This window comes from Collinsella sp. TF11-5AC, from assembly GCF_003436775.1.
Lineage (GTDB): Bacteria > Actinomycetota > Coriobacteriia > Coriobacteriales > Coriobacteriaceae > Collinsella.
This window is the reverse complement of the sequence record NZ_QSQO01000002.1, coordinates 145,608-171,487: the sequence shown is the minus strand read 5'-3', so window position 1 is coordinate 171,487 and position 25,880 is coordinate 145,608. Positions and strand designations below refer to the sequence as shown.

Sequence of the window (25,880 nt, the reverse complement as noted above, 5' to 3'; positions counted from 1 at the left end):
TGCGCAACTCCAGCTCTTTTTCTATCAAGAGAGCAAGTGTCGAAAAGCAAAATGTCAGAAAGCAGCGCTTCGAGCAGAATCAAACGCCTGGTCAACACCTATAGCGGTCTCGTGCTTATGGGCGCCGTCGGAATCCCTATCGGCGTTATCGTTGGCGCCATCAGTGCCCTTTTTGGTCGTGTGCTCCTGGCAATCGGCGCCTTCCGTGACGAGCACATCGTACTGCTCCTTCCCTTCCTCGCCCTCATGGGCTTGGCCATCGTATTTGCCTACCTCACCTGGGGCAAAGGCACCGATCGGGGCATGAGCTTAGTATTCGACGTAGGTCACGGACGCGAGGACGCCATCTCCCCGCGTCTGGTGCCGCTCATTATGCTGAGCACGTGGGCCACGCATCTCTTTGGCGGCAGCGCGGGACGCGAAGGCGTAGCCGTGCAGATCGGCGCAACCGTCTCGCATTGGATCGGCCGACGTCTACCTTTCCGAGAACCCGGCAACACGTTTTTGCTTATCGGAATGGCCGCCGGCTTTGCCGGACTCTTCCGAACGCCCCTCGCCGCCACGGTCTTTGCGATCGAAGTACTGGTCGCAGGACGCATGGAATACCGCGCGCTGTTTCCCGCGCTTACAGCCTCGCTCGCCGCAAGCATGACCTCCGGCGCTCTGGGGCTCGAGAAGTTTGAGGTCGCCGTTACCGCCTCGTATGCGCTCGACCTCCCCGGTCTTGGACGACTGGCGTTGTTGGGTATCGCGTTTGGTATGGTAGGTGGAGCTTTTGCCTGGTGCCTTGCCCATGCCAAGACCCTTGCAGCGCGGCTGCTCCCCAGCCCTTACATACGCGTTGCCGTTATGGGCCTTGCGCTGTCGGCGATTCTGTTCGCGCTGTGGCAGGGGCGATACTGCGGCCTTGGCACCAACCTGATATCCGCGGCACTGGGTGACAACGGTGAGGCGTCGATCATGCCTTGGGACTGGGCGCTCAAATTCGTACTCACCATCGCCACGCTTGCCGCAGGATATCAGGGTGGCGAGGTGACGCCGCTGTTCTCCATCGGAGCCAGCCTGGGTGTCGTACTCGCCGGGATTCTCGGCATGCCCGTCGAGCTCTGCGCCGCGCTGGGATACGCCGCCGTCTTTGGCAGCGCCACCAATACGCTGCTCGCGCCCATCTTTATTGGCTGCGAGGTCTTTGGCTTTAGCAGTCTGCCGACGTTCTTTATTGTCTGCGTCGTGGCCTACCTGTTCAACATGGATAAGTCGATCTATGCGCTGCAGGAGCACAGCCGCACCCGATAAACAGGGCGTTTGCCACCAAAAAACGCGCACGACAGGCCGGGCCCGCCGCGCGCGTCATCCTATACACGATTAGTTATTGTTGTTGGTCATCGAAGCCACTGCTGCCGCAAGATTGGAAATGGGCATTGTCTGCAGCCAGATGCGCCCCGGACCGGTGAGCACAGTGTTGAACACGCCTTCACCGCCAAACATGATGTTTTTGACGCCCTTGACCATATGCGCGTCGATGCTCACCGTCTCCTCAAAGCCGGCCACGTTGCCGGTATCTACAATCATTTGCTGGTCAGCAGCAAGCTCGTACTCAACTAGGTCGCCGTCGATCTCGGCAAAGGCAATACCCGAGCCCGTGAGCTTTTGCATGATAAAACCCTCGCCGCCAAAGACGCCGGTCTTTGCCTTCTTGTTAAAGTGGATGCTCAGCTCAACACCACTTTCCGCGGCAAGGAACGAACGCTTCTGCAAAATCCAGCTCTTACCAGGGCCAATCTCGATCGGTATAATGCGGCCGGGGAAGCAAGAGCCAAACGCAATCATGCCATCGCCGTGCGCGGTCCAAATGTTTTGGAACAACGCCTCACCCGAAAAAGCCTTAGAGAACATCTTGCCTATACCACCGCCCGAGGTGGACATCTCCATGTTGGGGGTCATCCAGACCATGGCACCGCTTTCGGTGATCATGGATTCGCCGTCGCTAAGGTTGCACGTAACAACCGGGAAAGCCCCTCCGCCGATCTCGTACTGCATGACCGTCTCCTTTCCTTCGGGAGCCGAACAACGATGTCCATATTTTAGCAGTTAGAGGTGCGTTTATTTGGGTCGGTGGCGTTCATGGCGCCGATCACCGCCAGCCTCCGCTGCCATCTGCACAGATAAAACCTGCCAAAACAAACCTGTCCCTTTTTGCAGGTTTTAGAGACGGACGGTGAAGGTGATCTGATGGTCGTGGCCAGATACGGTAGCGGAGCCGCCATGGGCTTCGGCGATGGCACGCACCACGGATAGGCCCACACCCGAGCCGCCTGTCTTGGAGCTGCGCGACACGTCCGCACGATAGAAGCGGTCGAACAATCGGTCCAGGTCGCCTTCGGGCAGCTCGTCTACAGCGTTCGATACGACAAGCTCTGCCGAGCCTTTGCCCGCACCGCGCGAAACGGCGCGCAGACTCAACTCAATCACGCTGCCCTCGCTCGCATAGCGCGTGGCATTGTCCAGCAGCAACTCAACCACCTGCGTCACCGCCGCAGCATCGGCATGAGCGCGCACGCCGGTCGCGACCGACATCGACAGGCGCTTGCCGCGCGAGACCGCCACCGATTCAAACGGCGCGGCTGCCTTGTCAACTGCCTCCGAGAGATCGATCGACGCCATGGTAAAGCCCGCCGAGCCCTCGTCCATGCGCGCCAAAAATACCAGACGCTCCGTAAGTGCCGTCAGTCGCGCCACCTGCTCGTGAATGCTCTGCGTCCACTCACTCTCGCCGCTCTCAATCTCCTGTACCTCGTTGGCGGCATCGATCACAGCGAGCGGCGTCTTGATCTCGTGGCTTGCATCGGTAATAAATCGCTTTTGCTTGCTGTAGCTCTCGACCATCGGTCGAATCACGGCACCCGACGCGACCGTTACAATTGCCAGCACCGCCAGCCAGCCAATGCAACTGATCGCCACACTCGCGCTCAAAAACGAATGAAAGCTTGCAAGCTCGCGCGAGCAGTCCACGAACACATAGGTGATCTCGTCGTCCTGGACGTCGGTCGTATAACGATAATTGCCAGAGAAGCCCGAGGTCCAGCCCTTGGCATGCAGCCTTGCGGCAATACTGGCGGCGCGCTTGGCACCAACCGCGGCAATGCGGGCCGTATTGACATCGGCAACCTGTCCGGCGTCAATCGTCACCGTAAAGTAGCGCGTGTCGAAGGGAGACTCCGCCGTCATGCCTTCGAAGTGTCTGATGCGAACGCCCGCTTGGCTATCGCCGGCATCTTTGCCATTAGCGGGCTCGGCTTTAGACTCGTCCCCCCAATCGATACCGTCCTTGCCCGCCAGAATATAGTCCAGGCGAGCGTCGGCCATCTTGCAGACATGCGAATAATTGACGATGTTGATGCCGGCGATGATGAGCGTGAGCACCACGGTCACGGCGCCCATGGCAACGAGGATAAACTTGCGACGCAGACGGCGGCCCAATGCGTCAACAGAATTAGCCCGCCCCTTACTACTCGAGGCGGCGTGAAACCACTCCGTCATGCGCTTGCACCACGCGCTCGCGCTCACGCTTATTCGCCTTCCTCGACAACCTCGAGCGAATAGCCCTGGTTACGCGACGCGCGAATGGCAACGTTGGCACCAAGCGCCGTCAGCTTTTTGCGCAGGTACGAGATATAGACCCACACCACGTTGGCGCCTTCGGGCGCGTCCTCACCCCAAACCTCGAGCATCAGACGTTCAGTGGGCATGCGCGTGCCGGCGTTGCGCATAAAGAGTTCCATAAGCTGAAACTCGCGATTGGCCAGGTGCTCCTCGCCCAAGGGTCCCACAAGCGTGCAAGCCGCCGTGTCGAGGCGCACGTTACCCACGCTGAGCGTCGTGGCGTCAATTGCCGTCGCGGCACGCGTCATGGCACGAATACGCGCAAGCAGTTCCTTGGCGGCAAACGGCTTGGTCAGGTAATCGTTGGCACCGGCATCCAGGCCCTCGACCTTATCGGACACCTCGCTTTTTGCCGTGAGCATGATGATGGGCAGTCGCTTTCCGGCGGCGCGTGTACGCTTGAGCACCTCGATGCCGTCCATGCCGGGCATCATGATGTCCAGGATTGCGGCGTCGTAATCGTTGGTGAGTAGATTCTCGAGCGCCGTCAAGCCGTCGAGGGCGGTGTCGACCTCGTAGTCGCTATGTTGAAGAATCGCGGTGAGGGCGCGGGAGAGACCAGGTTCGTCCTCGGCAAGCATCAGCTTCATAGTTGCTCCATTGGCGCATGGCTCCACAGGTTTCGATACTGCCGATGATAGCGTACCGTCAACCGCCTTAGCGCAGCCTTAGCTGCTCAGCCTGCGCGTTTTTAAATACGCAGGATGTGGCTTAGCCAAACTTAAGGCGCACGTGTCGAGCGCTTTGACGCATGCCGGGCGCGAAGGGACAGTGACTCGTCCTTTCACGGCGCCCTAGTTATGCAAAGTGCTCGAGCGTTACTCCTCGTACGCGCCCTCAAGCCGAAGCAGCCACTCCTTGCGATCGAGCCCGCCGGCATATCCGTTGAGCGAACCATCGGCGGCAACTACGCGATGGCATGGCACGATAATCGAAATGGGGTTACGCGCAACCGCAGCCCCCACCGCGCGAGGAGATACAACGGGTGCCTCGTTTCCCGGCACATGATGTCGAGCCGCAACACGCTGGGCGATCTCGCCATACGTAGCGACCTCGCCACGCGGGATAGAAAGCAGCTCAAACCAAACCTCGCGCTGAAACGCCGTGCCAATCAAATGCAACGGCGGCGTAAACCGAGGCTCCTGCCCCGCAAAATAAGCATTCAGCCAAGCCCATGAACGCTCAAGCACCGAAGAGGCCACACCATTTGCCGGACTCACCGAAGACATCCCACCGGTACCAGAAACCGCATCGGTACCTACGACATACTCCGCATCCTCTTTGAGCAGCGTAGAGCCAAAGTGCTCCTGCCCCTCAAACCAAAGCCCCGTCAAACCGCGGCCATCAGCGGCAAGCAGGATTTCGCCCAAAGGCGAGGCAAATGTCGTCGTGACCACCAGCGGCTCCTTTCAAAACTCAGCAAACATAATACCGCGAACTGTGCAGACAACCCCCGCAGATACGTCCGGGCGGGCTCGCAATTACTTCAGCGAGGCTGTTTTTCCCAATCAAGCGAAGAAGACGCGGGGCTTCGACGCCAGGGCGGTACCCCCGCCAGCTGAGCTCTAATACTTTCCCGAGAAGTGAACGAGTAAAAACGAAGCCCCGGAGCATCCACACCTTTAGACCAAAAAACCGCAGGATTCGCGCTGCAAAACCGCAGGAAATAGCGGTCAAAATATGCCAATGCTTCGGGGGTCCAAATAAGGTCGTTCACTTCACGGGAAAAGTATTAGACCTCAATTCGCACCAAGCCCAAAGTCACCCCAGGCAGCAGGCGCGAAGCGCCGCCGCTGCCGCCACGGCCCCGCAGTAGACCCAGGCGGCAGGCGCGAAGCGCCGAGGCCGCCGCCGGGACCAGAGCCCGCAACAACCACGCGCCCCCACATCAGCCCAGCGGCCCCAACCAACAACGTCCCCATCGCAGAGCGCTCGCAACAGCGTCACCGCAGGCGGGGGCCGGGCTTGGTTTTCAGAACATTCCGCAGACCAGTGTGGCGCCTTGTCCGCGGCTCCGAAGGAGCAGGACAAGGCGCCACACATGGTCGAGGACGTTCTGAAAACCAAGCCCGGCCCCCGCCGGACAGGTCAAACTACTCGCAGAGCAGCTTAGCGATCTGGACGGCGTTGGTTGCCGCGCCCTTACGGATTTGGTCGCCGCAGCACCAGAAGGTGATACCGCGCGCGGCCTCGGGGTTCGAGATGTCGCGACGCACGCGGCCGACCCAAATCAGGTCCTGGTCGGACGTATCCATCGGCATGGGGAAGCGGTCGTGTGCATCCTCGGCGCTCATGTCGTCAACCAGCTTGACGCCGGGAGCGGCAGCCAGCGCAGCACGGGCCTCCTCAACCGTAATGTCGCGCTCAAACTCAAGCGTAATGCTCTCGGAGTGCGAGCGCAGCACGGGCACGCGCACGCAGGTGCAGTTCACGCGCAGCTCGGGCAGATGCATAATCTTGCGACCCTCGTTTTGCAGCTTCATCTCCTCGGAGGTAAAGCCCTCCTCCTTGACGCCGCCAATCTGCGGAATCAGGTTGCTCGCCAGCTGGGCGGCAAATGCACGCGGCTCGGGAATCTCCTCGCCGCGACCCAGGGCGGCCAGCTGAGCCTCGAGCTCGGCCATACCGGGAGCGCCGGCACCCGAAGCCGCCTGATACGTCGAGACGATCATGCGCTTCACGCCGGCGAGCTGATGCAGCGGCCACGTAGGAACCAGGCCGATGATGGTCGCGCAGTTGGGATTGGCGATAAGGCCGTGATGCCACTTGATGTCGTCGGCATTGATCTCAGGCACAACCAGCGGCACCTCGGGATCCATGCGGAAGGCGTGGCTGTTGTCGACCACGACGGCGCCGCGCTTGACGGCCTCGGGCAGTAGCTCCTTCGCAATATCGTCGCCGGCGGCGCCGAGCACGATGTCGCAGCCCTCAAAGGCCTCGGGGCAAGCTTCCTCAATCACGATCTGCTCGCCGCGGAACTCAACGGTCTTGCCCGCAGAGCGCGCGCTCGCTAGCAGCTTGAGCTTGCCAACCGGAAACTCCTGCTCGTTGAGGCACTCGAGCATCTGGGTGCCCACGGCTCCCGTCGCGCCCAAAATAGCAACCGTGTACTGTTTCATGCTTCCCCCTTTAAAGGTTGTGGCTTTTGCCCGCACGCCGAGCAGGCTGGTTTTTCTTGCCCAGTTTATACAAAAACGGGACGGGCATGAAACCCGCCCCGTCGAAACGAAACCGAAACGAAACGCCCTACGGTAGATTTTTAGGCATGTCCCAAAAATCTACCGGGATGGTCGTTACTTGCGGAAGGCGGCCAGGGCGGGATCGACCGGCGCGGAAGCCTCCAGGTCGGAGACCTTTACAATGCCGTTCTCGTCGGAGAAGGCGCGGTAAATGGTCCGAATCGCCAGGTCGAAGTCCTTCTCCTCGACGCCGATAATGATGTTGATCTCGTCGCAGCTCTGCGAAATCATGCGCACGCTCACGCCGGCCTGGCCGAGCATACCAAACAGGTGGCCGGAAATACCGGCGCGGCCGCGCAGGTTGCGGCCGACGGTCGCGATGAGCGCCAGGCCCTCAACAACCTCGATCTCGAGCGGCTCGACCTCCTGCTGAATGTCGCCCACGAGCGAGTACAGCGAATCGCGCACATCCTGCTCCTGCACCACGGCGCCAAAGCGATCGACGCCGGTGGGCATATGCTCAACGGAAACGTCATAGCGCTCGAAAACCGAAAGCGCGCGGCGCATAAAGCCGACGCGGGGCTTGGTACGGTCGCGGGCCACGTTGATGGCGACAAAGCCGCGCTTGCCGGTCACGCCGGTAATGATGGGCTCCGCCTCGCCCTCGTCTGCGGTCTCGCTAATGATGGTGCCGGGATCCCGCGGGGCGTTGGTGTTCTTGATGACCAGCGGAATGCCCGCCTCGCGCACGGGGAACACGGCCTCCTCGTGCAGAACGCTCGCGCCCATGTACGAAAGCTCGCGCAGCTCCTCGTAGGTAACGCGCGCGATGGGCTGAGCCTCGGGAACAATACGCGGATCGGCAGAATAGAAGCCCGAGACGTCAGTCCAGTTCTCGTACAGGTCGGCACCCAGGCACTTGGCCAGGATCGAGCCCGAGATATCGCCACCGCCGCGGTCGAGCAGCTTGATCTGCCCCTCGCGCGTCGCGCCGTAGAAACCGGGCATGACAAAGCCGCCCTGCTGGCCATACTCCTGCACCAGCTCGGAAGTGCGGTTCATGCTGAGCGTACCGTCGTGATGGAACGCCACGACCGTCGCGGCGTCCAGGAACGGCAGGCCCAGGTACTCGGCCATCAGGCGGGCGGTAAAGTACTCGCCGCGGCTCACGAGCTCCTCGGTGGAGTAGCCGCCCGAGCGGGCGCGCTCGGCAAAGGCCGCAAACTCCTCGCGGATGGGATAGGTGAGCTCCAGCTCGTCAGCGATATCAAAATAGCGCTGGCCGATGTCCTCGAGCAGTTCCTCGCACGACACGTGATACTTAACGTGTGCGTTAACCAGATAGAGCAGGTCAGTCACCTTGGTGTCACCCTTAAAGCGGCGACCGCAGGCGGAAACCACCACAAAACGGCGGGCCGGGTCGGCATCGACAATGGCCTTGATCTTCTTGAAGTGTTCGGCGTCGGCGACCGACGAGCCGCCAAACTTGGCAATCTTTATCATGGCGTGGAGGTTACCTTTCTAAAAGCCTCTGCAAACCTGTTTTGCGCGCTCTGATACCATGGGTTCACCGATTGGGACCAAGGCATCCGAGGAGCAGTGTTATATGGGAACTTATCATAGTACACGAGGACGCACTTTATCGTGCTCAAGTAAGGTGGCAATCCGCACCGGCATCGCTCCCGACGGGGGTTTGTTCGTCTCGGACGAGCTTGGCACCCAGCAGCTCGATATCAGCACACTTGCCGATAAATCGTACTTTGAAATCGCTCAAGATGTGTTGGGAATGTTACTGAATGATTACACGCCCGAAGAAATTTCGGCCTGTGTGAATGAGGCATACCGCGGCACGTTTGCAAGCGAAGAGGTCACGCCGCTCGTCAAACTCGACGCCGCACCGGGCGCCGACGCCCCTCAAACCTATGTAATGGAGCTCTTTGGCGGCCCCACGAGCGCCTTCAAGGACGTCGCCCTGCAAATGCTCCCCCGCCTCATGGCCCGCACCTCCGCCAAGGACGGCGGCGCCGAGCGCATCATGATCGTCACCGCCACGTCGGGCGACACCGGCAAGGCTGCACTCGCCGGCTTTGCCGATGCTCCGGGCACGGGCATCACCGTCTTTTATCCCGAAGGCAAAGTCAGCCGCGTGCAGAATCTGCAGATGTCCACGCAGGAGGGCGATAACGTCGCCGTCTGCGGCATCCGCGGCAACTTCGACGATGCCCAGAGTGCCGTCAAGCGCATCTTTGCCGATAAGGAGCTTGCCGAGCGCCTGGAGGCCGCCGGCACGGTACTTTCGAGCGCCAACTCCATCAACGTCGGTCGTCTGGTGCCGCAGGTCGTCTACTACTTTGCCGCCTATGCGCAGCTGCTGCGCGCCGGACGCCTGGAGGCCGGCGACGCCGTGGAGTTCTGCGTACCGACCGGCAACTTCGGCGATATCCTCGCCGGCTACTATGCCAAGCGCATGGGTCTGCCCGTCGCCAAGCTCGTCGTCGCAAGCGACAAGAACAATGTGCTTGCCGATTTCCTGACCACCGGCGTCTACGACCGCAACCGTCCGTTCTTCACGACCATCTCGCCGTCGATGGACATCCTCATCAGCTCCAACCTGGAGCGCATGCTGTACTTCCTGTCCGACGGCGACTGCGAGCTCGTTGCCGGCCTTATGGAGCAGCTTGCCCAGACCGGCCGCTACGAGGTGCCCGCCGAGCTGCTGGCCAAGATTCAGGGCGTCTTTGGCTGCGGCTGGGCCAGCGAGAACGAGGTTCGCGCCGCCATCAAGAGCTGTTGGGATGCAAACGGCTATATGATCGACCCGCACACCGCTTGCGGCTATCACGTCTTTGAAAAGGTCACTCCCGTCGAGGGCGCCAAGGCCCGCGTGCTGCTTTCGACCGCCAGCCCCTACAAGTTCCCGCGCGCCTGCTGCGACGCCCTGGGGCTCGACGTTCCCGAGGACGACTTTGAGGCCATGCGTGTGCTCGAGCAAGCCACCAATACGGTCGCCCCGACTCAGCTCGCCGAACTCGAATCCAAACCCGTCCGCTTCGAAGACGTCTGCGACGTCGATGAGATGGCAAGCTACGTCGAGTCTGCAGCAAAAAAGATGGCTACTAACTAAACCCCTTATTAAGCGCCGGCGAAAGCCGGCGCACCTTCTTTCATCAGATAACCCTTGGGATGATGACGAACTGACATGCGGGTCTGCCTGTTTAGTTCGTCGCGAGTTCCGCACGAGCCGGAAAGCACTTAATGTGCTTTCCGAGCGAGCCAGGACTGCCCGAGCAGCGAACTAAACGGCCAGACCCGCCCAGGAGGACCCACATGATCAAAATCACCGTCCCAGCAACCAGCGCCAACCTAGGCATCGGCTACGACACCCTCGGCATGGCCGTCAGCCTCTACTCGCACTTCACCTTCGAGCGTACCGACAAGCTCACCATCACGGGCTGCCCCGAGCAGTTCCAAAACGAGAACAACCTGGTCTATGTGAGCTTTGTCGATGCTCTGGCCGCCTGGGGCGAGCAGGCCTTCCCCGTTGCCATCGACATCCAGACCGACGTGCCCGTCGCTCGCGGCCTGGGTTCCAGCTCCACCTGCGTCGTCGCTGGCATCATGGCGGCCGCCGCGCTGACGGGCCACACCGTCGACCGTGCCGAGCTCGTCCGCATTGCCACCGAGGTCGAGGGCCATCCCGATAACGTCGCCCCTGCCATCCTGGGCGGTGCCGTTTGCTCCTTTACGCCGACTGATTCGCTCCCCCAGTGCCTGCGCTACGAGGTGAGCGATCGCTTGCGTTTTATTACCGTGATTCCGCCCTACGAGGTGCATACGAGCGAGGCGCGCAAGGTTGTGCCGCAGGAGATTCCACTCTCCACCGCCGTATGGCAAATGGGCCGCATCGCCGGCATGACGCGCGGCCTGGAGACCGGCGACCTTGACCTGATTGCCGCCGCCAACGACGACCGCATCCAGGAGCCCTATCGCCGCCGCCTGATTCCCGATTACAACGCTGTGCGCGACACCTGCCTTAATGGCGGCGCCAAGACCATCTGGATCAGCGGTTCGGGCTCGACCCTCATGGCTGTAACCGATGACACTATCGTAGCCAAGTTCCTGCAGGTCAAGCTGCGTGAGCAGTTCCCCAAATGTGACACGCATATTCTGACGTGCGACACGGAAGGCGCTCAAATCGAGTACCTGTAGACATCCTCCTCATATACCTGTCCGGGACGGTCGGGATGTTCCCTCAAAATCGTCCTCGCGCATGAAGGCCCCTTGTCCTGCTCCTACGGAGCGACGGACAAGGGGCCTTCGCGCTGCGGAATGATTTTGAGGGAACATCCCGACCGTCCCTGCGCCTACCTTGCTGAGGATGTCTACAGGGACCCACGCTTTGAAGGGGCGCCGGGCTGATAGTTTGGCTTTTTATTGGTAGGGGCTCTTGCTAGACTGAAGCACTTATTAGAGGCACGCCTCGGCAATGCGGCGCTTGAGCTCGTCGATGCCCACACCGGTCTGGGAGCTCGTGATGATTACATTCTCGGCCGGGACGTTGAGCTGCTTTTTGATGGCTGCTGCCTGGCGGGCCTGCTGGGTGCGGCTGAGCTTGTCGGCTTTGGTGAGGCAGACGATAAAGTTGAACTCGTTGCCCTGTAGGTAGTCAATCATGTCGTGGTCGAGCTTGCTGGGGTCGTGACGAATGTCCACCAGCGAGACGACCAAGTTAAAGCTGCGCTCGGAGTCGAAGAAGTCGCCGATGAGCTCGGCCCAACGGTCGCGCTCGGCCTTGGAGCGACGGGCGAAACCGTAACCCGGCAGGTCCACGAAATGCACGTCGTCGGCCTCAAAGAAGTTGATGTTGCTCGTCTTGCCCGGCGTGCTGGAAACCTTGACCAGGTTCTTGCGGCCAAAGAGCTTGTTCATAATCGACGACTTGCCCACGTTGGAGCGGCCGACAAAGCTCACCTCGGGGCAGGTGGACTCGGGAATCTGCGAAACCTTGCCGTAGCTGGCGACGAACTTGGCAAGCTGGTAGTTAATGGAATCGGCCATGGACACTCCTTGGTCGTAGGTTCTTACAAATAGACGCGCTATTGCGCAGCGGCAATGCGGCGGACGATATCGAGCGTAATGCCACTCGCGGTACGGGCATACTCGAACAGGTCGAACTCACGGTCGCAAATCGCATCGTACGCCTCGTCACAATTATCGCTGATAGCGCGCAACACCAGGCAATCGACACCATTTTTAGTTGCGACATGGGCAATCGCCGCGCCCTCCATGCCAACACAATCGGCATGCGTCGCCTCGATAGCGTCGTTGCGCATGGCGGCACCCGTCACAAAACGGTTGCCCGTGGCAATCGTGCCGACCAGGAACTGCTTGGTGCCCTCGTTCGAAGCGGCTGCATTTGTCGAAGCATTGACAAAGCCACGCTCAGCAAGCACATCGGCAGCAATATCGACCAGCGCAGGCGTCGAGCCAAACTCCTCGAGCCCCGGTGCAGACTCGGCGATAAGCGCGGTATCGGTATCCAGATAGCGCAGGCGTTTGCCAATGACTACGTCGTCGATATGGAGCTTGGGGTTCAAACCGCCTGCAATGCCCGAAAACACAACAGCCTGCGGAGCATACTTGCTAATGAGGTGCTGTGTTGCGGCGGCAGCGTTCACGGTACCCATGCCCGCCGTTGTGGCGACAACTGTCAGTCCGTCGAGCCCGCCGGCCACAACGTTCAAGCCCGCCTCCTGTACCATGCAAACGTTACTCAACTCTTCCTTAATCTGCATGATCTCTTTTTCGAGCGCACCGATAATCGCGATGGTAGCCATGCCATTCCCCAAACCTATACGAAATACTCAACCACGGTATGGTACCAGCATTTTGTTTGACCTCGCCAAACGAACACGCTAAGCCAGCGTAGCGCGGGTATCATAGAGCGCCTTGGCGATGGCAGTCACAACCTCACTCGAATGGTCGCTCCATGGCATCGATGTCATGATGCTCATAATGTAGGTGTCGCCGTCAACATCAATGAGGCCAGCATCGCACGTCGCATTGCAACCTGCCTCGCTGATCCAGCCGGCCTTGTTGCGCACCAAAGCTTGGTCGTCCGCAATGCCATCGCGCACTCATTTATGTCTGTCCCCAATGAGTGCCCTTGGGGAGCGAAAATGGCTCGCTAGCCGATGGCGTTTTTGAGTTCCGCACGGCGCTTTTTCATGCCCGTCATGACTGCGTTGCGCAGCTCGGGCATGCGCGCGGTATCCATCTGAGGCACGCCCTCAAGCTTATAGGGAATCCCCAGCTGCTCATACTTGACGATGCCCATCGTGTGATACGGCAGCATCTCCAGGCCGACCACGTTATGCCACGGGGCGATCAGACGACCGAGCGCCTCGCACTCCTCCACCGTGTCGGTAATGCCCGGCACCACCACGTGACGGATAACGACCTTGATCTTGCGACGCGCGAGCTCATCACCAAACGCCAGAATGCGTGCGGGATCGCAACCGGTCAGCTTCTTATGCTCGACGGGATCGGCGTGCTTAATGTCGAGCAGCACCATATCGGTCTCGTTGAGCACAGCATCGAACTTCTCGGGGTGGTTGGGGTCAAACGCATATCCGCAGCTGTCAAGGCAGGTATGCACGCGACCATCGGGGTTGTTGTGCATGGCGCGGAATAGGTCGGCCAAAAACTCGGGCTGCAGGAGCGGCTCACCGCCGGACACTGTAATACCACCGCTGCGGTAAAACTCATGGTTGCTCTGGAACTCGTCCATCAGGTGCTCGACGGTCACCATGGTGCCGCCGTTAACCGACCAGGTATCGGGGTTGTGGCAATACGCACAGCGCATGGGGCAGCCCTGAACAAACACCACAAAGCGGATGCCGGGTCCATCGACCGTTCCCATCGTCTCAATCGAATGCACGCGGCCCAGGGCAAACGCGGAGTCCTCAGGACGAGCGTCCACACCCTCGAGCGTCATCTCAGCCATTCCCGCTACCTTGCCTCTCATTGGTTTTAGCTACATAAATGCCAGAGTCATTCTAGCCTATATGCTTGATGGCGAAACGGTTTAGCGGTCAATTGGATTGTCCTATTTGGCCCCATGCAAAAGCGGCAGGAAGGTTGTCGCAACCCGCCCGCCGCCGAGGCAATAGAAATCGATAGACGCCAGGCGTTACGCCTTGAGCGTGAGCACCGCGCCAAAGGCGGTCGGGCCGCAATGGCTCGAGATGACGCCGCCGACCTGAGTCCAGGTAACGTCCTTAAAGCCCAGGTCGTGCGCATAGACTTCCATGTCGTCGCGCAGCTCCTCGGAAAGGCCTACCGAATACGCCAGGCCAATGTGCGAGTAGTCAATCTCGCCCTTCGCAACCATGTGGTCGATAAAGGCGCGGGCGCACTTGAGCATAGAGCCGCGGAACTTCTTGGTTGCCACGAACTTACCGCCCGTTACCTCAATGCAGGGCTTAATCTTGAGCAGGTGGGCGCCAAGGAATGCCACGTTGGACAGACGACCGCCCGCCTTAAGAAAGGCCAGATCGGTGGGAACAAAGCCCAGCAGCACGCGGTCCATGACGGAGTTCGTAAATGCAAAGATCTCGTCGACGGTGGCATCGGGGTGAGCCTCGATATATTTGGCGGTCTCGACGGCAACGAGCGACTGGCCCACCGAGACAAAACGCGTATCCATGGAGAATACGTAGTCGCGGCCCTTAGCCGCAATCTTGGAGGACTGATGTGAGCAGGTCGTGGCCTCGGAATACGCGAGATGCAGAATAGTCGCGTCGGGCTGCTCGGCATGGATACGGTCATACACGTGAGCAAAATCCGCAGGCGCGCAGCCACTCGTCTTAGGCATAACACCGAGCTCGTTGCAGCGCGAGTAAATCTCGAGCGGATCGATTGAACCATCTTCAACGGTCTCGTCACCAACTGTGACGTGCATGGGCACGCGCACGATGCCGTAGCGCTCGCAGAGCTCCGGCGTCACATCCGACCCAGACTCAACCACGATTACGTACTTGCCCATTATTATCACGACCCATCTCGACATTGGCTTTTCAATACATGGCACGCGCCGCCGCACTGTTGCACAACGGCGGCAGAGCGCCAAAGAGACGCCGCCCCTTGCACACAACAAAGGACAGCGTCTCCCTGGAAAACTCCGTGCTTATTTAGGATTCTACACGGTTTGCAACAATGTGTTACTTACTCCGCAAACGGTAGCTATACACGATAAACGGTAGTTCGCTGCGGCAACTGCGACACATTCCGCCCGGCAAGTCCAATCGTGCTCCACGCACGGTTAATGCGCGAGGCGGTAGAAATCCATCGACGCCGCACCCTCGGCATGCAACCCCATCGCCGAAACCGCCGGCGAATAGGTACGGCTCGTAAGTGCTGCCTCGCCGCCGTTGGCAAAAATCTCGACCATCGTAGTGTCCGAAAGCACGCGCAGGTCGCGAAGCTCGCTGAGCTCAATCGACCTCCGGTCTCGCCCATAGCCTTCATTACCCATATCGAGGGTAAGCATCCCCTCCGCATAACGCACAAAGACACCCTTGCGGATTTCGAGCTCGACCATCTTGGCGCCCTCACAGGAAACCACAAGATCAAACAGGCGGCCCGGCTCCTCGACTGTCTCTCCGCCTACAGCACGAACGCAGCCGCCGCGCATCCTCTCAATCTCGTGCGCCGGCTGCTGGCAGAGCTTACCATCGCGCATGCTCAGCTCTCGCGGCACCGTCAACGCGCACTGCCACCCGCGCGCCACCGTCGGGTTTTCCGCCGTCGCATCGGGGCAACCCGACCATCCGATCATCAATCGCCGGCCTGCAGCATCCTCAAAGGACTGCGGAGCATAGAAATCAAAACCGGCATCGACCATCGGGGGCATGCCCTGCCCGACGATTTTAAAGCTCGGCGCCTCCCAATCGGCCTCGATGGGAAACCACACGCACTGATGCGGATTGCGGTAACGCCAACCATCGGCAGGCACACCCTGCGGACAGCAAACGAGAATAAGCTCGCCATCGAGCTCAAACAGATCGGGGCACTCCCACATAAAGCCAAACTTCTCGCCCAACTCAATGCGCGTCGCATAGCTCCAGTCCTCAAGATTGCGCGAGGTATAGACAAGCACGCAGCCACGGTCGTCTTTCGTACGAGCGCCCAGAACCATGTAGTAGATACCATCGTGCTCAAGGATCTTGGGGTCGCGCACGTGCGTACCGATATCGTCGGGGTAATCGACCGGTCCAACAGCTATGCGCTTCTCGCCCAATTCGTCGGGGTTCTCCGCAACCATATGAATCTGGTTTTGCTCACGACCCGTCAACACGTAGTCGTAATCATCGCGATCAAAATGCTTGACGTTGCCGGTATAGAAGTAGTGAATCTTGCCATCACGTACAAAGGCAGAACCAGAATACGCTCCGTTCGAATCCAAATCGGAATCGGGGAACAGCGCGGGGCCGCGATTCTCGTACGTCACAAAATCCTTTGTCGTCAGATGGTTCCAAAGCACTGGACCGCCATGCGCAGCATCGAACGGATCGTATTGATGATAGATGTGATACGTATCACCAATCTGAATCAAACCGTTGGGGTCGTTGAGCCAGCCAAGCTCAGGCTCCACATGGAACAGGAGCCTATCGGGGTCGGACGCGATGCGACCCGCCGTCTCATCCTGTCCGGCACGCCACTGCTCATAGTCCGCGCGTGTCACCTTATTTTTTTGATTAAACATCGCCGTTGACTTTCTCGTCTATGGGGAAGGACGCTCGACTCACACGAGTCGAACGCCCTTCCTCAAATGGACTTATCCTCAGATTACACTGAACGGCTCAACTAGAAGCTAACGTCGAAGCCAGCGCCAGCGCCCTCTTCATCGGTGGTCGGCACGCCCTTTGCCTTGTTGTAGGCAAAGATCAAGACGATTGGCACGATAAAGGCGATGAGATTGCCAGCCACATACCACACGAGGGTCTCGGGCGTGACGATGAGCAGGCCAAGCACGCCGGTCAGACCCTGACCGATAGCGCGCACCTCAAAGAGCTTGACGAAGGCACCACCGCAGCCTGCACCGATGCATGCGCAGATGAACGGAATGATCGAATAGCGCATGTTTGCAGCAAAGATAGCGGGCTCGGAGATTCCGACCAGCGTCGGGATAAAGGACGACATGCAGATGTTGCGCTCTTTGGAGTGCTTCTTGTGAATGAGGTACATACCGATGGCGCCGCCGCCCTGGGCGATGATGGAAACCGACCAGATGGCCTGGATGTAGTTGAAGCCAGTCGTGGCAACAAGGTTTGCCTCGATACCCTGGATGAACTGATGCGTACCGGTAACGACGAGCGGCTGCAGGAACGCGGCGAAGACAAAGGCACCAAAGACGCCCATCCTGTTGTACAGGATATCGATTACGCCGGCGAGGACGTCACCGATCAGGTTACCGAGCGGGCCGAACACGGTGAACAGGGCGACGTTAGCAAGAATCAGGGTAACGGTCGGGACAAAGACGAACGAAACGACCTCGGGGATGTACTTCTGGGCAATCTTTTCGACCTTGGCCATAAACCAGGCGGTCAGAATTGCAGGGAACACGCCGCCCTGGAAAGCAACCATGGGAATGGAGAGCGGACCAAAGTTCCAGTACTCAGCACCCGTCGGGTCCATAACGAACGTGTTGCGGTTCATAAGGCTCGGGTGAACCATGACGATACCGACGAGGATGCCCAGGATCGGGTTACCGCCAAAACGCTTGACTGCGCTGTACATAACCAGGACAGGCAGGTAGTCGAACGTGGTGGCGATAATGGCAAAGAAGCTTGCGAGGTTCTTGAGGAACTCGCTGTGATCGGCGAGGCTGCCCTCCATGCCAAAGAGGCCGTTGGCAACGATCAGCGACTTAAGGCCGATGATGATTGCAGCGCCGACGAAGGCGGGAATGATGGGGATAAAGATGTCCGAGAATACCTTGAGGACCGAGAAGAACTTGCCCTTCTTGTCCGCCTCGGCGCCCTTGACCTCGGAAGCGCTGATCTCCTTAACGCCCGTCAGAGCCATAAACTCATCGTAAACCTTGTTGACGGTACCGGTGCCGAAGATGATCATGAGCTGGCCGCTGTTGTACAGCACGCCCTTGACGCCATCGATGTTCTCGAGCTCGGCCTTGTTGTATTTGCTCGTATCCTTGAGCACCAGACGCAGACGGGTCACGCAATGCGTGGCGCCCTCGATGTTCTCCAGTCCGCCGACGTTGTCGACGACTTGCTGGGACACTGCCTTGTAGTCCATGTTCCTCTCCATTCCTTTTCTAAATCATAAAACGGTTCGTTGCCGCTACAGAGACGCGATCGTTGCGTTTGCGCACTTGAGCGCACCGTCGGTGACGGTAAGCGCCACACCCTGGCCCTGCTTGTTGCAGAAGCGAGCGTTGAGCGCAACGTCATCGACAAAGATGGTCGCGATGTCGTCGTCGACGACCAGACGCACATGGTGAGTGCCCTCGCCCTTAAAGAACAACGGACGCTCGAGGCCCATGTTGTTGACCTGGAACCACGGGTACTGGGGAGCCGGCGTGAACTCGAGCTTGCCCTCGCGCAGGTTGGCGCGGAACTCATAGGCAAGACCGGTCTCGGCGTCCTCGGCGAACTTGACCGAGAAGCCGGCAGCGTTACCGCCGAGCTCAATGTCGGCATCGAGCAAGTAGGTGGAGCCGGCATCTGCGGCGAGCACCTGCTCGACCTTGCCCGACTCGCAGGAAAGCTCAAAGGTCTCGACTGCCTTAGCCTCGCCAAAGGCGCCAAGCATGCTGTCGGGGAGCTTGGTGCCGAGCGTTCCGTCGGCACGCTGAACGATCTCGAGGGGCATAAAGGTGCCACCCCATAGGTAAGAGCTGGGGTCGCCGCCCTCGTCACGCGTAGGAACCCAACCAAAGAGAACGCGACGCTCGCCATCGAATGCGGTGCGAGCGGCGTAGTACGCGCGGCCGTCGAAGGAGTCGTCAGCGGGGGTAATCCAAGGACCGTTGATGGACTTGGACATGCGGTAACGGGTCTTGTTGCCGTCGCTGTACTCGGAAAAGACGAGGTACCACCAGTCGCCCATCTTAAAGAGATCAGGCATCTCAAACATGGTGTACAGGCCCGGGTTCCACCAGTCGCCCTGGAACTCCCAGTTGGTCAGATCCTTGGAGGTGAACTTGACCAGGCGGCCGGTCATCAGACGCTTGTCCTCGCCCACACGCGTGCCGAGGATGAGCATGTACTCTTCGTTCTCCTCATCCCAAAGCACAAAGGGATCGCGCCAGTTGCGGTCATCGTAACCCTCCTGGGGCGGAAGCAGCGTCTCGGCGATGTTCTTCTCCCACTTGACGGCGTCGTCGCTCGTTGCGTGAAGAAGAACCTGCTTCATCAAACGTGCGCGGACCTTATCGCGATTGCAACCAGTGTAGAGCGCATGGTACTTGTCGCCCACCTTAAACACCGTGCCGGCATAAATGTACTGGTCGACTTCCTCGTCGCCGCCGCGCTCAAGGCTCTCGCCAAAGTCCTTGTAGTTGACGAAATCCTTGGTCGTAGCGAGTGCCCAGCCAAACGGCTCTCCGAAAGGTTCGGGGTTACGCGTGTCACGCTGATGATAGAGATAGAACGTGCCGTCCTCGCCGTACGGCATGATGTCGCCTACCCAAATTCCCTCAGGCTGGTAATACACCTTGTGCATCCGAGACTTCCTTTCCACGACATACTAACTCGGTACAATGGCAAGATATGTCAATCGTTTTCATATGTCAAACGTTTTCATACCAATACGTCTTTTCGCAGTTCCAGTCGTCGGTAAACGGTTGACATATGCCGGCGAACGGTCATCAGAGGCGTTTGAGGAATTCTTTTGGCACGGGATGAACTACGCGGTTTTGCCCTCAATGAGTTCAACGGGGAGCTTGATATTCGATTCGGGATTATCGCCGTTAATAAGAGCGATGATGGATTGCGCCGCGAGCTCTCCGATGCGATCGATATCTTGACGTACGGTTGTTAAGTCAGGCATAAACGTCATAGTTCGGCGGGCACCATCCGCGCCCACGACCTTAATATCGTCTGGAGCGCTCAAGCCGCGCTGCTTCATCACGTTGAGACAGATGGCCGCCATCGTATCGTCTCCCGCAAAGATGCCGTCAATATCGGGGTTCTCATCGAGGATCTTCGCAACGACCGCGCCCTTTTCGTCGTCGGGCTTAACGAACTCAACCTCACGGACAAGCGCGGACAAACCGGCCTGCTCAACAACATCGAGGTAGGCATCGGTACGCTTATTGGCAGGCATGCGCATGCGGCTATTGCTGCGCAGGCACAGGATACGCCTGCAGCCGTCATCAATCAGACGGCGCGTGGCGAGCTCGCCAATGCCATAGCTGTCACTTGCAATCTGGACAGAGCCCTCGCCAAGATCGCAGTCGATGCCAACCAGGCTCAAGCCCATCTCGGCATATGCCTCGGCACCGATATTGAGGGAGTTGACGATGACGCCGTCGACCATATTGCGGCGGAGCATGTCAATATAGGAACGCTCAAGATCGGGTCGATTGGCGCTGTTGCACAGCAACATCTTAAAGCCGTTTTCCGCTAACGTGCGCTCGACCGCCTGCACAACCTGAGCATGGAACGGGCTGCTCACAAAGGGAACGATCATACCGATAAGATTCAGGCGACCGTTGAGCATGGCACGGGCGATATCGTTGGGCGTATAGTTGATGCGCTCCATCGCGGCATGGACCTTATCGCGGGTCTCTTGGCTAATATAGCCGCGATTATTAAGCACGCGAGATACCGTAGTAGGCGAAACCCCCGCCACCGCTGCAACTTCCTTGATGCCAGGCTTAGCAGAATCCTTAGAACGAGCGCCCTCGCGAGCCATAGCACCCTCCCCCATCAACATGTCAAACGTTTACATACGAACAAAGCATACCCCAACAACAGCGGGAAGACGGTAACAGCACAAGTAAGTAAACGACTCATCCAAATAATTAGGAGAGTTCCGCCTAAAGGGTGACTACACAGGACCCCCGCCGGGCCGCTTTGGGTTACTTTCCAAAACATTTCCGCAGGACGCAAAGGGCTCCGCCGCGCGAAGCGCGCAGCGGAGCCCTTTGCATGTCCGAGGACGTTTTGGAAAGTAACCCAAAGCGGCCCGGCGATCCTGCGGGAGTTAAACCCCTTTAGAACTTGTCATGGAAGGTACGCGAAATGACCTCGTCCTGCTGCTCCTTGGTGAGCGTGTGGAAGTTCACGGCATAGCCGGAAACGCGGATGGTCAGCTGCGGGTACTTCTCGGGGTGAGCCTGAGCGTCAAGCAGCGTCTCACGGTTGAAGACGTTGATGTTCAGGTGGTGGCCACCCTTCTCGGCGTAAGCGTCGAGCATGTGGACCAGGTTATCGGCCTGAGTCTCGGAAACTTCAGAAACCTTCATAATGTGTCTCCTTCGATCGATAGGCGCCGGCCGAAACCGGCGCGCTAATCAGTAATCGTTATTGTTAGTATAGCACTAACAATAGTTACTCGCCCAGCTGATCAAGGTCGATATCGCCAAAGAACACCTGGTCCTCCTTGCCGAGCGCGCCCGGGATGATGGAGAAGGTGTTGGAGATGCCGTCCTGAGCATCGCGGAACGGGAGCTTGGAAACCGAAGACAGCGAAGCGATGGCGCCGTGGCTATCGCGCTTGTGCATGGGGTTAGCACCCGGGGCGAAGGGCTGGCCAGCCTTGCGGCCATCAGGCGTAGAACCGGTCTTCTTACCGTACACGACGTTGGAGGTGATGGTCAGAACCGAGGTCGTGGGCACGGAGTTGCGGTAGGTGTCGTTCATGCGGATGTACTCCATGAACTGGTGCACAACGTCGTGAGCGATCTGGTCGACGCGGTCGTCGTCGTTACCGTACTTGGGGAACTCGCCCTCGGTCTCGAAGTCGACGATGATGCCGTTCTCGTCACGGACGGGGTGGACCTTGGCGTACTTGATGGCGGACAGGGAGTCAGCCACGACGGAAAGGCCAGCGATGCCCGTAGCGAACCAGCGATGCACGTGCTTGTCGTGCAGAGCCATCTGGATGCGCTCGTAGCAATACTTGTCGTGCATGTAGTGAATGATGTTCAGCGAGTTGACGTACACGCCAGCGAGCCACTTCATCATGTCGTTGTACTTTGCCACAACGTCGTCGTAATCGAGCGTATCGCCCTCGACGGCGCGGTACTTGGGGCCGACCTGCTTCTTGGAGACCTCGTCAACACCGCCGTTGAGCGCGTAGAGCAGGCACTTGGCCAGGTTGGCGCGGGCGCCGAAGAACTGCATCTCCTTGCCGATGCGCATGGAGGACACGCAGCAGGCGATGCCGTAGTCGTCGCCGTGGTAAACGCGCATGAGGTCGTCGTTCTCGTACTGGATCGAGGAGCTGGCGACGGAAGTCTTGGCGCAGAACTTCTTGAAGTTCTCGGGCAGACGAGTCGACCACAGAACGGTCATGTTGGGCTCGGGGCTGGTGCCCATGTTCTCGAGCGTGTGCAGGTAGCGGTAGCTCATCTTGGTAACGAGCGTACGGCCGTCAACACCCATGCCGCCGATGGACTCGGTGACCCACTGCGGGTCGCCGGTGAACAGGGCCTGGTACTCGGGGGTACGGGCAAACTTGACCATGCGGAGCTTCATGATGAAGTGATCCACGAACTCCTGGATCTGCTCCTCGGTGAAGGTACCGTTGGCAAGGTCGCGCTCAGCGTAGATGTCGATGAACGTAGAGGTACGGCCGATGGACATAGCGGCGCCGTTCTGCTCCTTAACGGCAGCGAGGTAGGCGAAGTACATCCACTGGATGGCCTCCTGCGTGTTGGTAGCAGGGTTGGAAATGTCGAAACCATAGGTCTCGGCCATCATCTTGAGCTCGCCGAGGGCGCGGATCTGCTCCTGCAGCTCCTCGCGATCGCGGATGTTGTCGGCGGTCATGACCGTCGGGGTGGAAGCCTTCTGGGCCTCCTTGTCCTTGATCAGGTAGTCGACACCGTACAGGGCGACACGACGGTAGTCGCCGATGATGCGGCCGCGGCCATAGCCATCGGGCAGACCGGTGATGATGTGAGCCGAGCGGCAAGCACGCATCTCGGGGGTGTAAACATCGAAGACGCCGGCGTTGTGGGTCTTGCGCTCGAAGGTGTAGCGCTCGACAACGTTCTCGTCGATCTTGTAGCCGTGCTGGCTGGCAGCCTGGCAAGCGATGCGGATACCGCCGTTGACGTGCAGCGCGCGCTTGAGCGGCTTGTCGGTCTGGAGGCCGACGATGGTCTCCTTGTCGCGATGGGCGTTATCGATGTAGCCAGCGGGGTGGCTCACGATACCCGTGACGGTCTTGGTGTCCATATCGAGGACGCCGCCCTGCTCGCGCTCCTTGAGCAGCAGGTCGAGAACTTCGCCCCACAGCTCCTTGGTACGCTCGGTCGGACCGGCGAGGAACGACTCGTCGCCCTCGTAGGGGGTGTAGTTCTTCTGGATGAAGTCTCGGACGTCAACCTCTCCCGTCCAGATGCCTTCCTTGAAGCCTTCCCATGCCTCCTGCATTGTGTAACCACGCTCCTAGTTACGTGTAATGCGGCGCTCTCTCACACCGCTGCTTATTGAATTCTTGAATTTTCGGCTTGCACTACCGGCTTCTTCCGTTCTTCACCACACGTTGGTGCAGGGAAAAACGTTTGTCCACCTTGGAACTGCAACCCAAACCCAAGATTTCACCCGTTTGAGAAGGATAACATAGCCACCCCCTTCATCAGGGCTGTTATATGTTTCTTTTTTTATACCATTAGGGCGTTTTTAACAAATCCGCAGGAAATGCGATCGCGAACAACTACCGTTCACCGATTTGTTTGGTATTTTTCCTTGCCTTTGTACAACGTTCACTCTAGCTGTTATGCCAGCTTTAGCAGGGTAAAGTGTTCCAGAGACCCTACAGAAACTGCAGGGCGGCCACGGGATCCCCCGTGGCCGCCCTGTGGCGTGACTAGTTTTTAGCTTTGATTGCCGCTTGGCATTAGGCGGCTGCGGCGGCCTTGTCGGTCGTTGCCTTGCTATCGCCGTTGCCCTGGCCCTCAATATGCTTGTAGCACCAGCTGGTGACCAGCGGGGTCAAAATAGCCGTAACGATTGCGCAGGCAGCAACCTGTGCCGTGGCCGTCGCGAGCACCGCACCGCCGTACATGGCCCCGTTGACGCTTGCCATGGCAGCAGGCGTGGCCACATTGGCTCCGGCGCAGCTCGAAATGGCCGCACCTGCGACACCTGTACCGCCCGTGAGCTTATCGACCGCGATGACGGGAATTGCAAAGACCACCGAGCAGATCACGCCAAGCAGAATACCGGGAAGACCGCCATTAATGAGCTGGCCAAAGGTCATGGTCGAGCCCATGGCAAAGAAGACGAGCACGATGATGGCGGAAAGTGCCGGTGCCATCATCTTCTTAAAGCTCGGGAAGAGGTTACCCAGAATAATGCCGACGACGATCGGCAGGATGGCACCCACGAGCGACCAGCCGATCGGAGCCTGGCCGGCAGCGCCGAGCACGATCATCGTGACCGGAGGGCCGACAACGAGCGTGGTGATTGCGACAGCGCCGCGCTCGGCCTCATTGCCCATGGTGCCCATCAGACCAGCGTACATAGCGTTGTTGGCGCCGGTGCAAGCCGCCAGCATCACCATGGCAGAGATGCCAAACAGGTTGTCGTTGAACACATAAAGGATGAGCAGCGACACGGCGACGACCACGATTTGCTTGACGGAGATGATGATGGCACCGCGGGCAGCGGCGGCAGGAGCACTCTTAAACGAAATCGTCGTACCGACGATAAGCAAAAAAGCGCCCACGAGCGGGCCTGCACCCTGCTGGGTCATGCCAAGCGTAAAGCTGCCGAGCGTTTTGAATAGGTCGGGGAATAGCGTGTTGAGCAGGCAGCCCAGCAAAAGCGGCACCAAAATATTGGCACCCGGGATGGAGGACATCTTAAAGAACGGCTCCTTTGCCGCCGGCGCCTCCACCGCAGTCGATTCACTCATATATATCTCCTTTGGATGCATGCGAATCGTAGCCGCACGCGCCTATGTCAGAAAGAAGGCGACAACCCCGAGTCGCCAGGGTCGCCGCCAAACGATCACCGCGGGGTATTACCCGTCCAGGACGATGCCGCCGTCGCAGTCACCGATCTCGCCGTTCACGAAGCTGGCGAGGTCGGAGGCAAAGAAGAGCACCATCTGCGCAGGCTCGCTTGCCTGAGCAGCGCGGCCCAAGGGGATACCGTTGATGATGCGCTGGGAGTTCTCGTCAGAGAGAATCGAGGTCATATCGGTCAACGTGAGCGACGGGCACACAGCGTTGCAGCGGACGCCGAACTTGCCGCCTTCCTTGGCGACTGCCTTGGTTAGACCGTTAACACCTGCTTTGGAGCTGGCGTAGGCAGCGGTACCGAGCAGGCCACCGCCGATCTTGCCAGCAACAGAGCTCACGTTGACGATAGAGCCGGCATGGGCCGCCTTAAAGTGCGGGTACACAGCATTCATCATGGTAAAGGTGCCGTTGAGGTTGATGTCGATGGTACGACGCCACTCGGTGTCATCGATCTCGTCGAACTTCTTGGTGCTGATGACGCCAGCGCAGTTGATCAAGATGTTGGTTTGCGGCAGGTCCGTAAAAATCTGCTCGACGGTCTCGCGCGCCTTGGGCGCATCGGCAACATCGAGCTGATAGAACTTGTTGCCCTCGCCAAGCTCGGCCACAGCGGCCTCGCCCTTAGCAGCGTTCCTTGCGATGAGCGCGACGTGTCCGCCGCCCGCAACGATACCCTTGGCGATCTCGAGGCCAATGCCCTGAGTGCCACCGGTAACGATCGCGGTTTTACCCGTGAAGTCAAATGCCATGACTCCAACCCCCTTGATTCAGGTGTCTCCTTGCGGGAAGTTGGAGCATCGCACGTGGCGATA

22 protein-coding genes are annotated in these 25,880 nt (G+C 59.1%); 3 read left to right on the top strand and 19 right to left on the bottom strand.

The features are described 5' to 3' along the window. Nucleotides 1–51 precede the first annotated feature (51 nt). Entirely contained in the window at nt 52–1,296 is a 1,245-nt protein-coding gene (locus DXD16_RS02040) for a chloride channel protein (RefSeq protein WP_117654963.1), read from the top strand. Nucleotides 1,297–1,365: 69 nt separating this feature from the next. Here DXD16_RS02040 and DXD16_RS02035 read toward each other — a convergent pair whose 3' ends face one another. From DXD16_RS02035 to DXD16_RS02010, 6 genes are all read right to left on the bottom strand, one after another. Next, a complete protein-coding gene (locus DXD16_RS02035) occupies nt 1,366–2,040 on the bottom strand; it encodes a TIGR00266 family protein (protein ID WP_117654962.1) in 675 nt (224 codons plus the stop codon). A 165-nt stretch (nt 2,041–2,205) separates the two neighbouring features. Further along, a complete protein-coding gene (locus DXD16_RS02030; RefSeq protein WP_117654961.1) occupies nt 2,206–3,567 on the bottom strand; it encodes a sensor histidine kinase KdpD in 1,362 nt (453 codons plus the stop codon). A gap of 2 nt (nt 3,568–3,569) precedes the next feature. Further along, a complete protein-coding gene (locus tag DXD16_RS02025; RefSeq protein WP_117648274.1) occupies nt 3,570–4,253 on the bottom strand; it encodes a response regulator transcription factor in 684 nt (227 codons plus the stop codon). 228 nt (nt 4,254–4,481) lie between these two features. Continuing rightward, entirely contained in the window at nt 4,482–5,060 is a 579-nt protein-coding gene (locus DXD16_RS02020; protein WP_231501615.1) for a methylated-DNA--[protein]-cysteine S-methyltransferase, read from the bottom strand. Between the two features lie 696 nt (nt 5,061–5,756). Beyond that, nucleotides 5,757–6,782 (bottom strand): aspartate-semialdehyde dehydrogenase, encoded by a 1,026-nt coding sequence (locus DXD16_RS02015; protein WP_117640200.1) that lies wholly within the window; start codon nt 6,780–6,782, stop codon nt 5,757–5,759. 174 nt (nt 6,783–6,956) lie between these two features. Then, nucleotides 6,957–8,345: an aspartate kinase gene (locus tag DXD16_RS02010; RefSeq protein ID WP_117654959.1), complete on the bottom strand. Its 1,389-nt coding sequence runs from the start codon at nt 8,343–8,345 to the stop codon at nt 6,957–6,959. 103 nt (nt 8,346–8,448) lie between these two features. Here DXD16_RS02010 and thrC point away from each other — a divergent pair, with 103 nt between their 5' ends. Both thrC and thrB read left to right on the top strand, forming a co-directional pair. Continuing rightward, nucleotides 8,449–9,966, top strand: coding sequence for a threonine synthase (thrC, locus tag DXD16_RS02005; protein WP_117654958.1), 1,518 nt, complete (start codon nt 8,449–8,451; stop codon nt 9,964–9,966). Between the two features lie 203 nt (nt 9,967–10,169). After that, nucleotides 10,170–11,051, top strand: coding sequence for a homoserine kinase (gene thrB / locus DXD16_RS02000; protein WP_117654957.1), 882 nt, complete (start codon nt 10,170–10,172; stop codon nt 11,049–11,051). Nucleotides 11,052–11,309: 258 nt separating this feature from the next. On the opposite strand, the gene yihA is transcribed toward thrB, so the two are convergent. The 13 genes from yihA to DXD16_RS01935 form a co-directional block, all read right to left on the bottom strand. Continuing rightward, on the bottom strand, nt 11,310–11,900 hold the full coding sequence (gene yihA, locus DXD16_RS01995; protein WP_089572350.1) for a ribosome biogenesis GTP-binding protein YihA/YsxC: 591 nt from the start codon (nt 11,898–11,900) through the stop codon (nt 11,310–11,312). Nucleotides 11,901–11,938: 38 nt separating this feature from the next. Next, on the bottom strand, nt 11,939–12,679 hold the full coding sequence (gene mtnN, locus DXD16_RS01990; protein ID WP_117654956.1) for a 5'-methylthioadenosine/S-adenosylhomocysteine nucleosidase: 741 nt from the start codon (nt 12,677–12,679) through the stop codon (nt 11,939–11,941). 78 nt (nt 12,680–12,757) lie between these two features. Then, nucleotides 12,758–12,979, bottom strand: coding sequence for a hypothetical protein (locus DXD16_RS01985; protein WP_117648281.1), 222 nt, complete (start codon nt 12,977–12,979; stop codon nt 12,758–12,760). Nucleotides 12,980–13,029: 50 nt separating this feature from the next. Beyond that, nucleotides 13,030–13,848, bottom strand: a complete 819-nt coding sequence (gene pflA, locus DXD16_RS01980; RefSeq protein ID WP_117654955.1) for a pyruvate formate-lyase-activating protein — start codon at nt 13,846–13,848, stop codon at nt 13,030–13,032. Nucleotides 13,849–14,034: 186 nt separating this feature from the next. Beyond that, nucleotides 14,035–14,889 carry a DegV family protein gene (locus tag DXD16_RS01975; RefSeq protein ID WP_233502578.1) on the bottom strand — a complete coding sequence of 285 codons (855 nt, stop codon included), beginning with the start codon at nt 14,887–14,889 and terminating at the stop codon, nt 14,035–14,037. Nucleotides 14,890–15,165: 276 nt separating this feature from the next. After that, nucleotides 15,166–16,608, bottom strand: coding sequence for a glycoside hydrolase family 32 protein (locus DXD16_RS01970; RefSeq protein WP_117654953.1), 1,443 nt, complete (start codon nt 16,606–16,608; stop codon nt 15,166–15,168). A 101-nt stretch (nt 16,609–16,709) separates the two neighbouring features. Beyond that, a complete protein-coding gene (locus DXD16_RS01965; protein WP_052044095.1) occupies nt 16,710–18,161 on the bottom strand; it encodes a PTS transporter subunit EIIC in 1,452 nt (483 codons plus the stop codon). Nucleotides 18,162–18,206: 45 nt separating this feature from the next. Beyond that, complete coding sequence (locus DXD16_RS01960) at nt 18,207–19,589, bottom strand: family 43 glycosylhydrolase (protein ID WP_035137642.1); 1,383 nt, start codon at nt 19,587–19,589, stop codon at nt 18,207–18,209. A 183-nt stretch (nt 19,590–19,772) separates the two neighbouring features. Continuing rightward, the gene (locus DXD16_RS01955) at nt 19,773–20,783 is read right to left on the bottom strand and encodes a LacI family DNA-binding transcriptional regulator (protein WP_022094949.1); all 1,011 of its coding nucleotides are present in this window, start codon (nt 20,781–20,783) and stop codon (nt 19,773–19,775) included. A 301-nt stretch (nt 20,784–21,084) separates the two neighbouring features. Then, entirely contained in the window at nt 21,085–21,336 is a 252-nt protein-coding gene (gene grcA3 / locus DXD16_RS01950) for an autonomous glycyl radical cofactor GrcA3 (protein WP_117583521.1), read from the bottom strand. Between the two features lie 85 nt (nt 21,337–21,421). Then, nucleotides 21,422–23,473, bottom strand: a complete 2,052-nt coding sequence (pflB, locus tag DXD16_RS01945; protein WP_117583522.1) for a formate C-acetyltransferase — start codon at nt 23,471–23,473, stop codon at nt 21,422–21,424. Nucleotides 23,474–23,939: 466 nt separating this feature from the next. Further along, on the bottom strand, nt 23,940–24,959 hold the full coding sequence (locus tag DXD16_RS01940) for a 2-keto-3-deoxygluconate permease (protein ID WP_233502576.1): 1,020 nt from the start codon (nt 24,957–24,959) through the stop codon (nt 23,940–23,942). 108 nt (nt 24,960–25,067) lie between these two features. Beyond that, a complete protein-coding gene (locus DXD16_RS01935; protein ID WP_117654951.1) occupies nt 25,068–25,817 on the bottom strand; it encodes an SDR family NAD(P)-dependent oxidoreductase in 750 nt (249 codons plus the stop codon). Nucleotides 25,818–25,880 lie beyond the last annotated feature (63 nt).

Bases quoted from the DNA above. Each gene is read 5' to 3' on its own strand.
- DXD16_RS02015 (WP_117640200.1), bottom strand. From the start codon at position 6,782: ATGAAACAGTACACGGTTGCTATTTTGGGCGCGACGGGAGCCGTGGGC.
- DXD16_RS01975 (WP_233502578.1), bottom strand. From the start codon at position 14,889: ATGGGCAAGTACGTAATCGTGGTTGAGTCTGGGTCGGATGTGACGCCG.
- DXD16_RS02040 (WP_117654963.1), top strand. From the start codon at position 52: ATGTCAGAAAGCAGCGCTTCGAGCAGAATCAAACGCCTGGTCAACACC.
- mtnN (WP_117654956.1), bottom strand. From the start codon at position 12,679: ATGGCTACCATCGCGATTATCGGTGCGCTCGAAAAAGAGATCATGCAG.
- DXD16_RS02025 (WP_117648274.1), bottom strand. From the start codon at position 4,253: ATGAAGCTGATGCTTGCCGAGGACGAACCTGGTCTCTCCCGCGCCCTC.
- yihA (WP_089572350.1), bottom strand. From the start codon at position 11,900: ATGGCCGATTCCATTAACTACCAGCTTGCCAAGTTCGTCGCCAGCTAC.
- thrB (WP_117654957.1), top strand. From the start codon at position 10,170: ATGATCAAAATCACCGTCCCAGCAACCAGCGCCAACCTAGGCATCGGC.
- DXD16_RS01960 (WP_035137642.1), bottom strand. From the start codon at position 19,589: ATGCACAAGGTGTATTACCAGCCTGAGGGAATTTGGGTAGGCGACATC.
- thrC (WP_117654958.1), top strand. From the start codon at position 8,449: ATGGGAACTTATCATAGTACACGAGGACGCACTTTATCGTGCTCAAGT.
- DXD16_RS01940 (WP_233502576.1), bottom strand. From the start codon at position 24,959: ATGAGTGAATCGACTGCGGTGGAGGCGCCGGCGGCAAAGGAGCCGTTC.
- DXD16_RS02035 (WP_117654962.1), bottom strand. From the start codon at position 2,040: ATGCAGTACGAGATCGGCGGAGGGGCTTTCCCGGTTGTTACGTGCAAC.
- DXD16_RS01965 (WP_052044095.1), bottom strand. From the start codon at position 18,161: ATGGACTACAAGGCAGTGTCCCAGCAAGTCGTCGACAACGTCGGCGGA.
- DXD16_RS01955 (WP_022094949.1), bottom strand. From the start codon at position 20,783: ATGGCTCGCGAGGGCGCTCGTTCTAAGGATTCTGCTAAGCCTGGCATC.
- DXD16_RS01970 (WP_117654953.1), bottom strand. From the start codon at position 16,608: ATGTTTAATCAAAAAAATAAGGTGACACGCGCGGACTATGAGCAGTGG.
- pflA (WP_117654955.1), bottom strand. From the start codon at position 13,848: ATGGCTGAGATGACGCTCGAGGGTGTGGACGCTCGTCCTGAGGACTCC.
- DXD16_RS01935 (WP_117654951.1), bottom strand. From the start codon at position 25,817: ATGGCATTTGACTTCACGGGTAAAACCGCGATCGTTACCGGTGGCACT.
- DXD16_RS02010 (WP_117654959.1), bottom strand. From the start codon at position 8,345: ATGATAAAGATTGCCAAGTTTGGCGGCTCGTCGGTCGCCGACGCCGAA.
- pflB (WP_117583522.1), bottom strand. From the start codon at position 23,473: ATGCAGGAGGCATGGGAAGGCTTCAAGGAAGGCATCTGGACGGGAGAG.
- grcA3 (WP_117583521.1), bottom strand. From the start codon at position 21,336: ATGAAGGTTTCTGAAGTTTCCGAGACTCAGGCCGATAACCTGGTCCAC.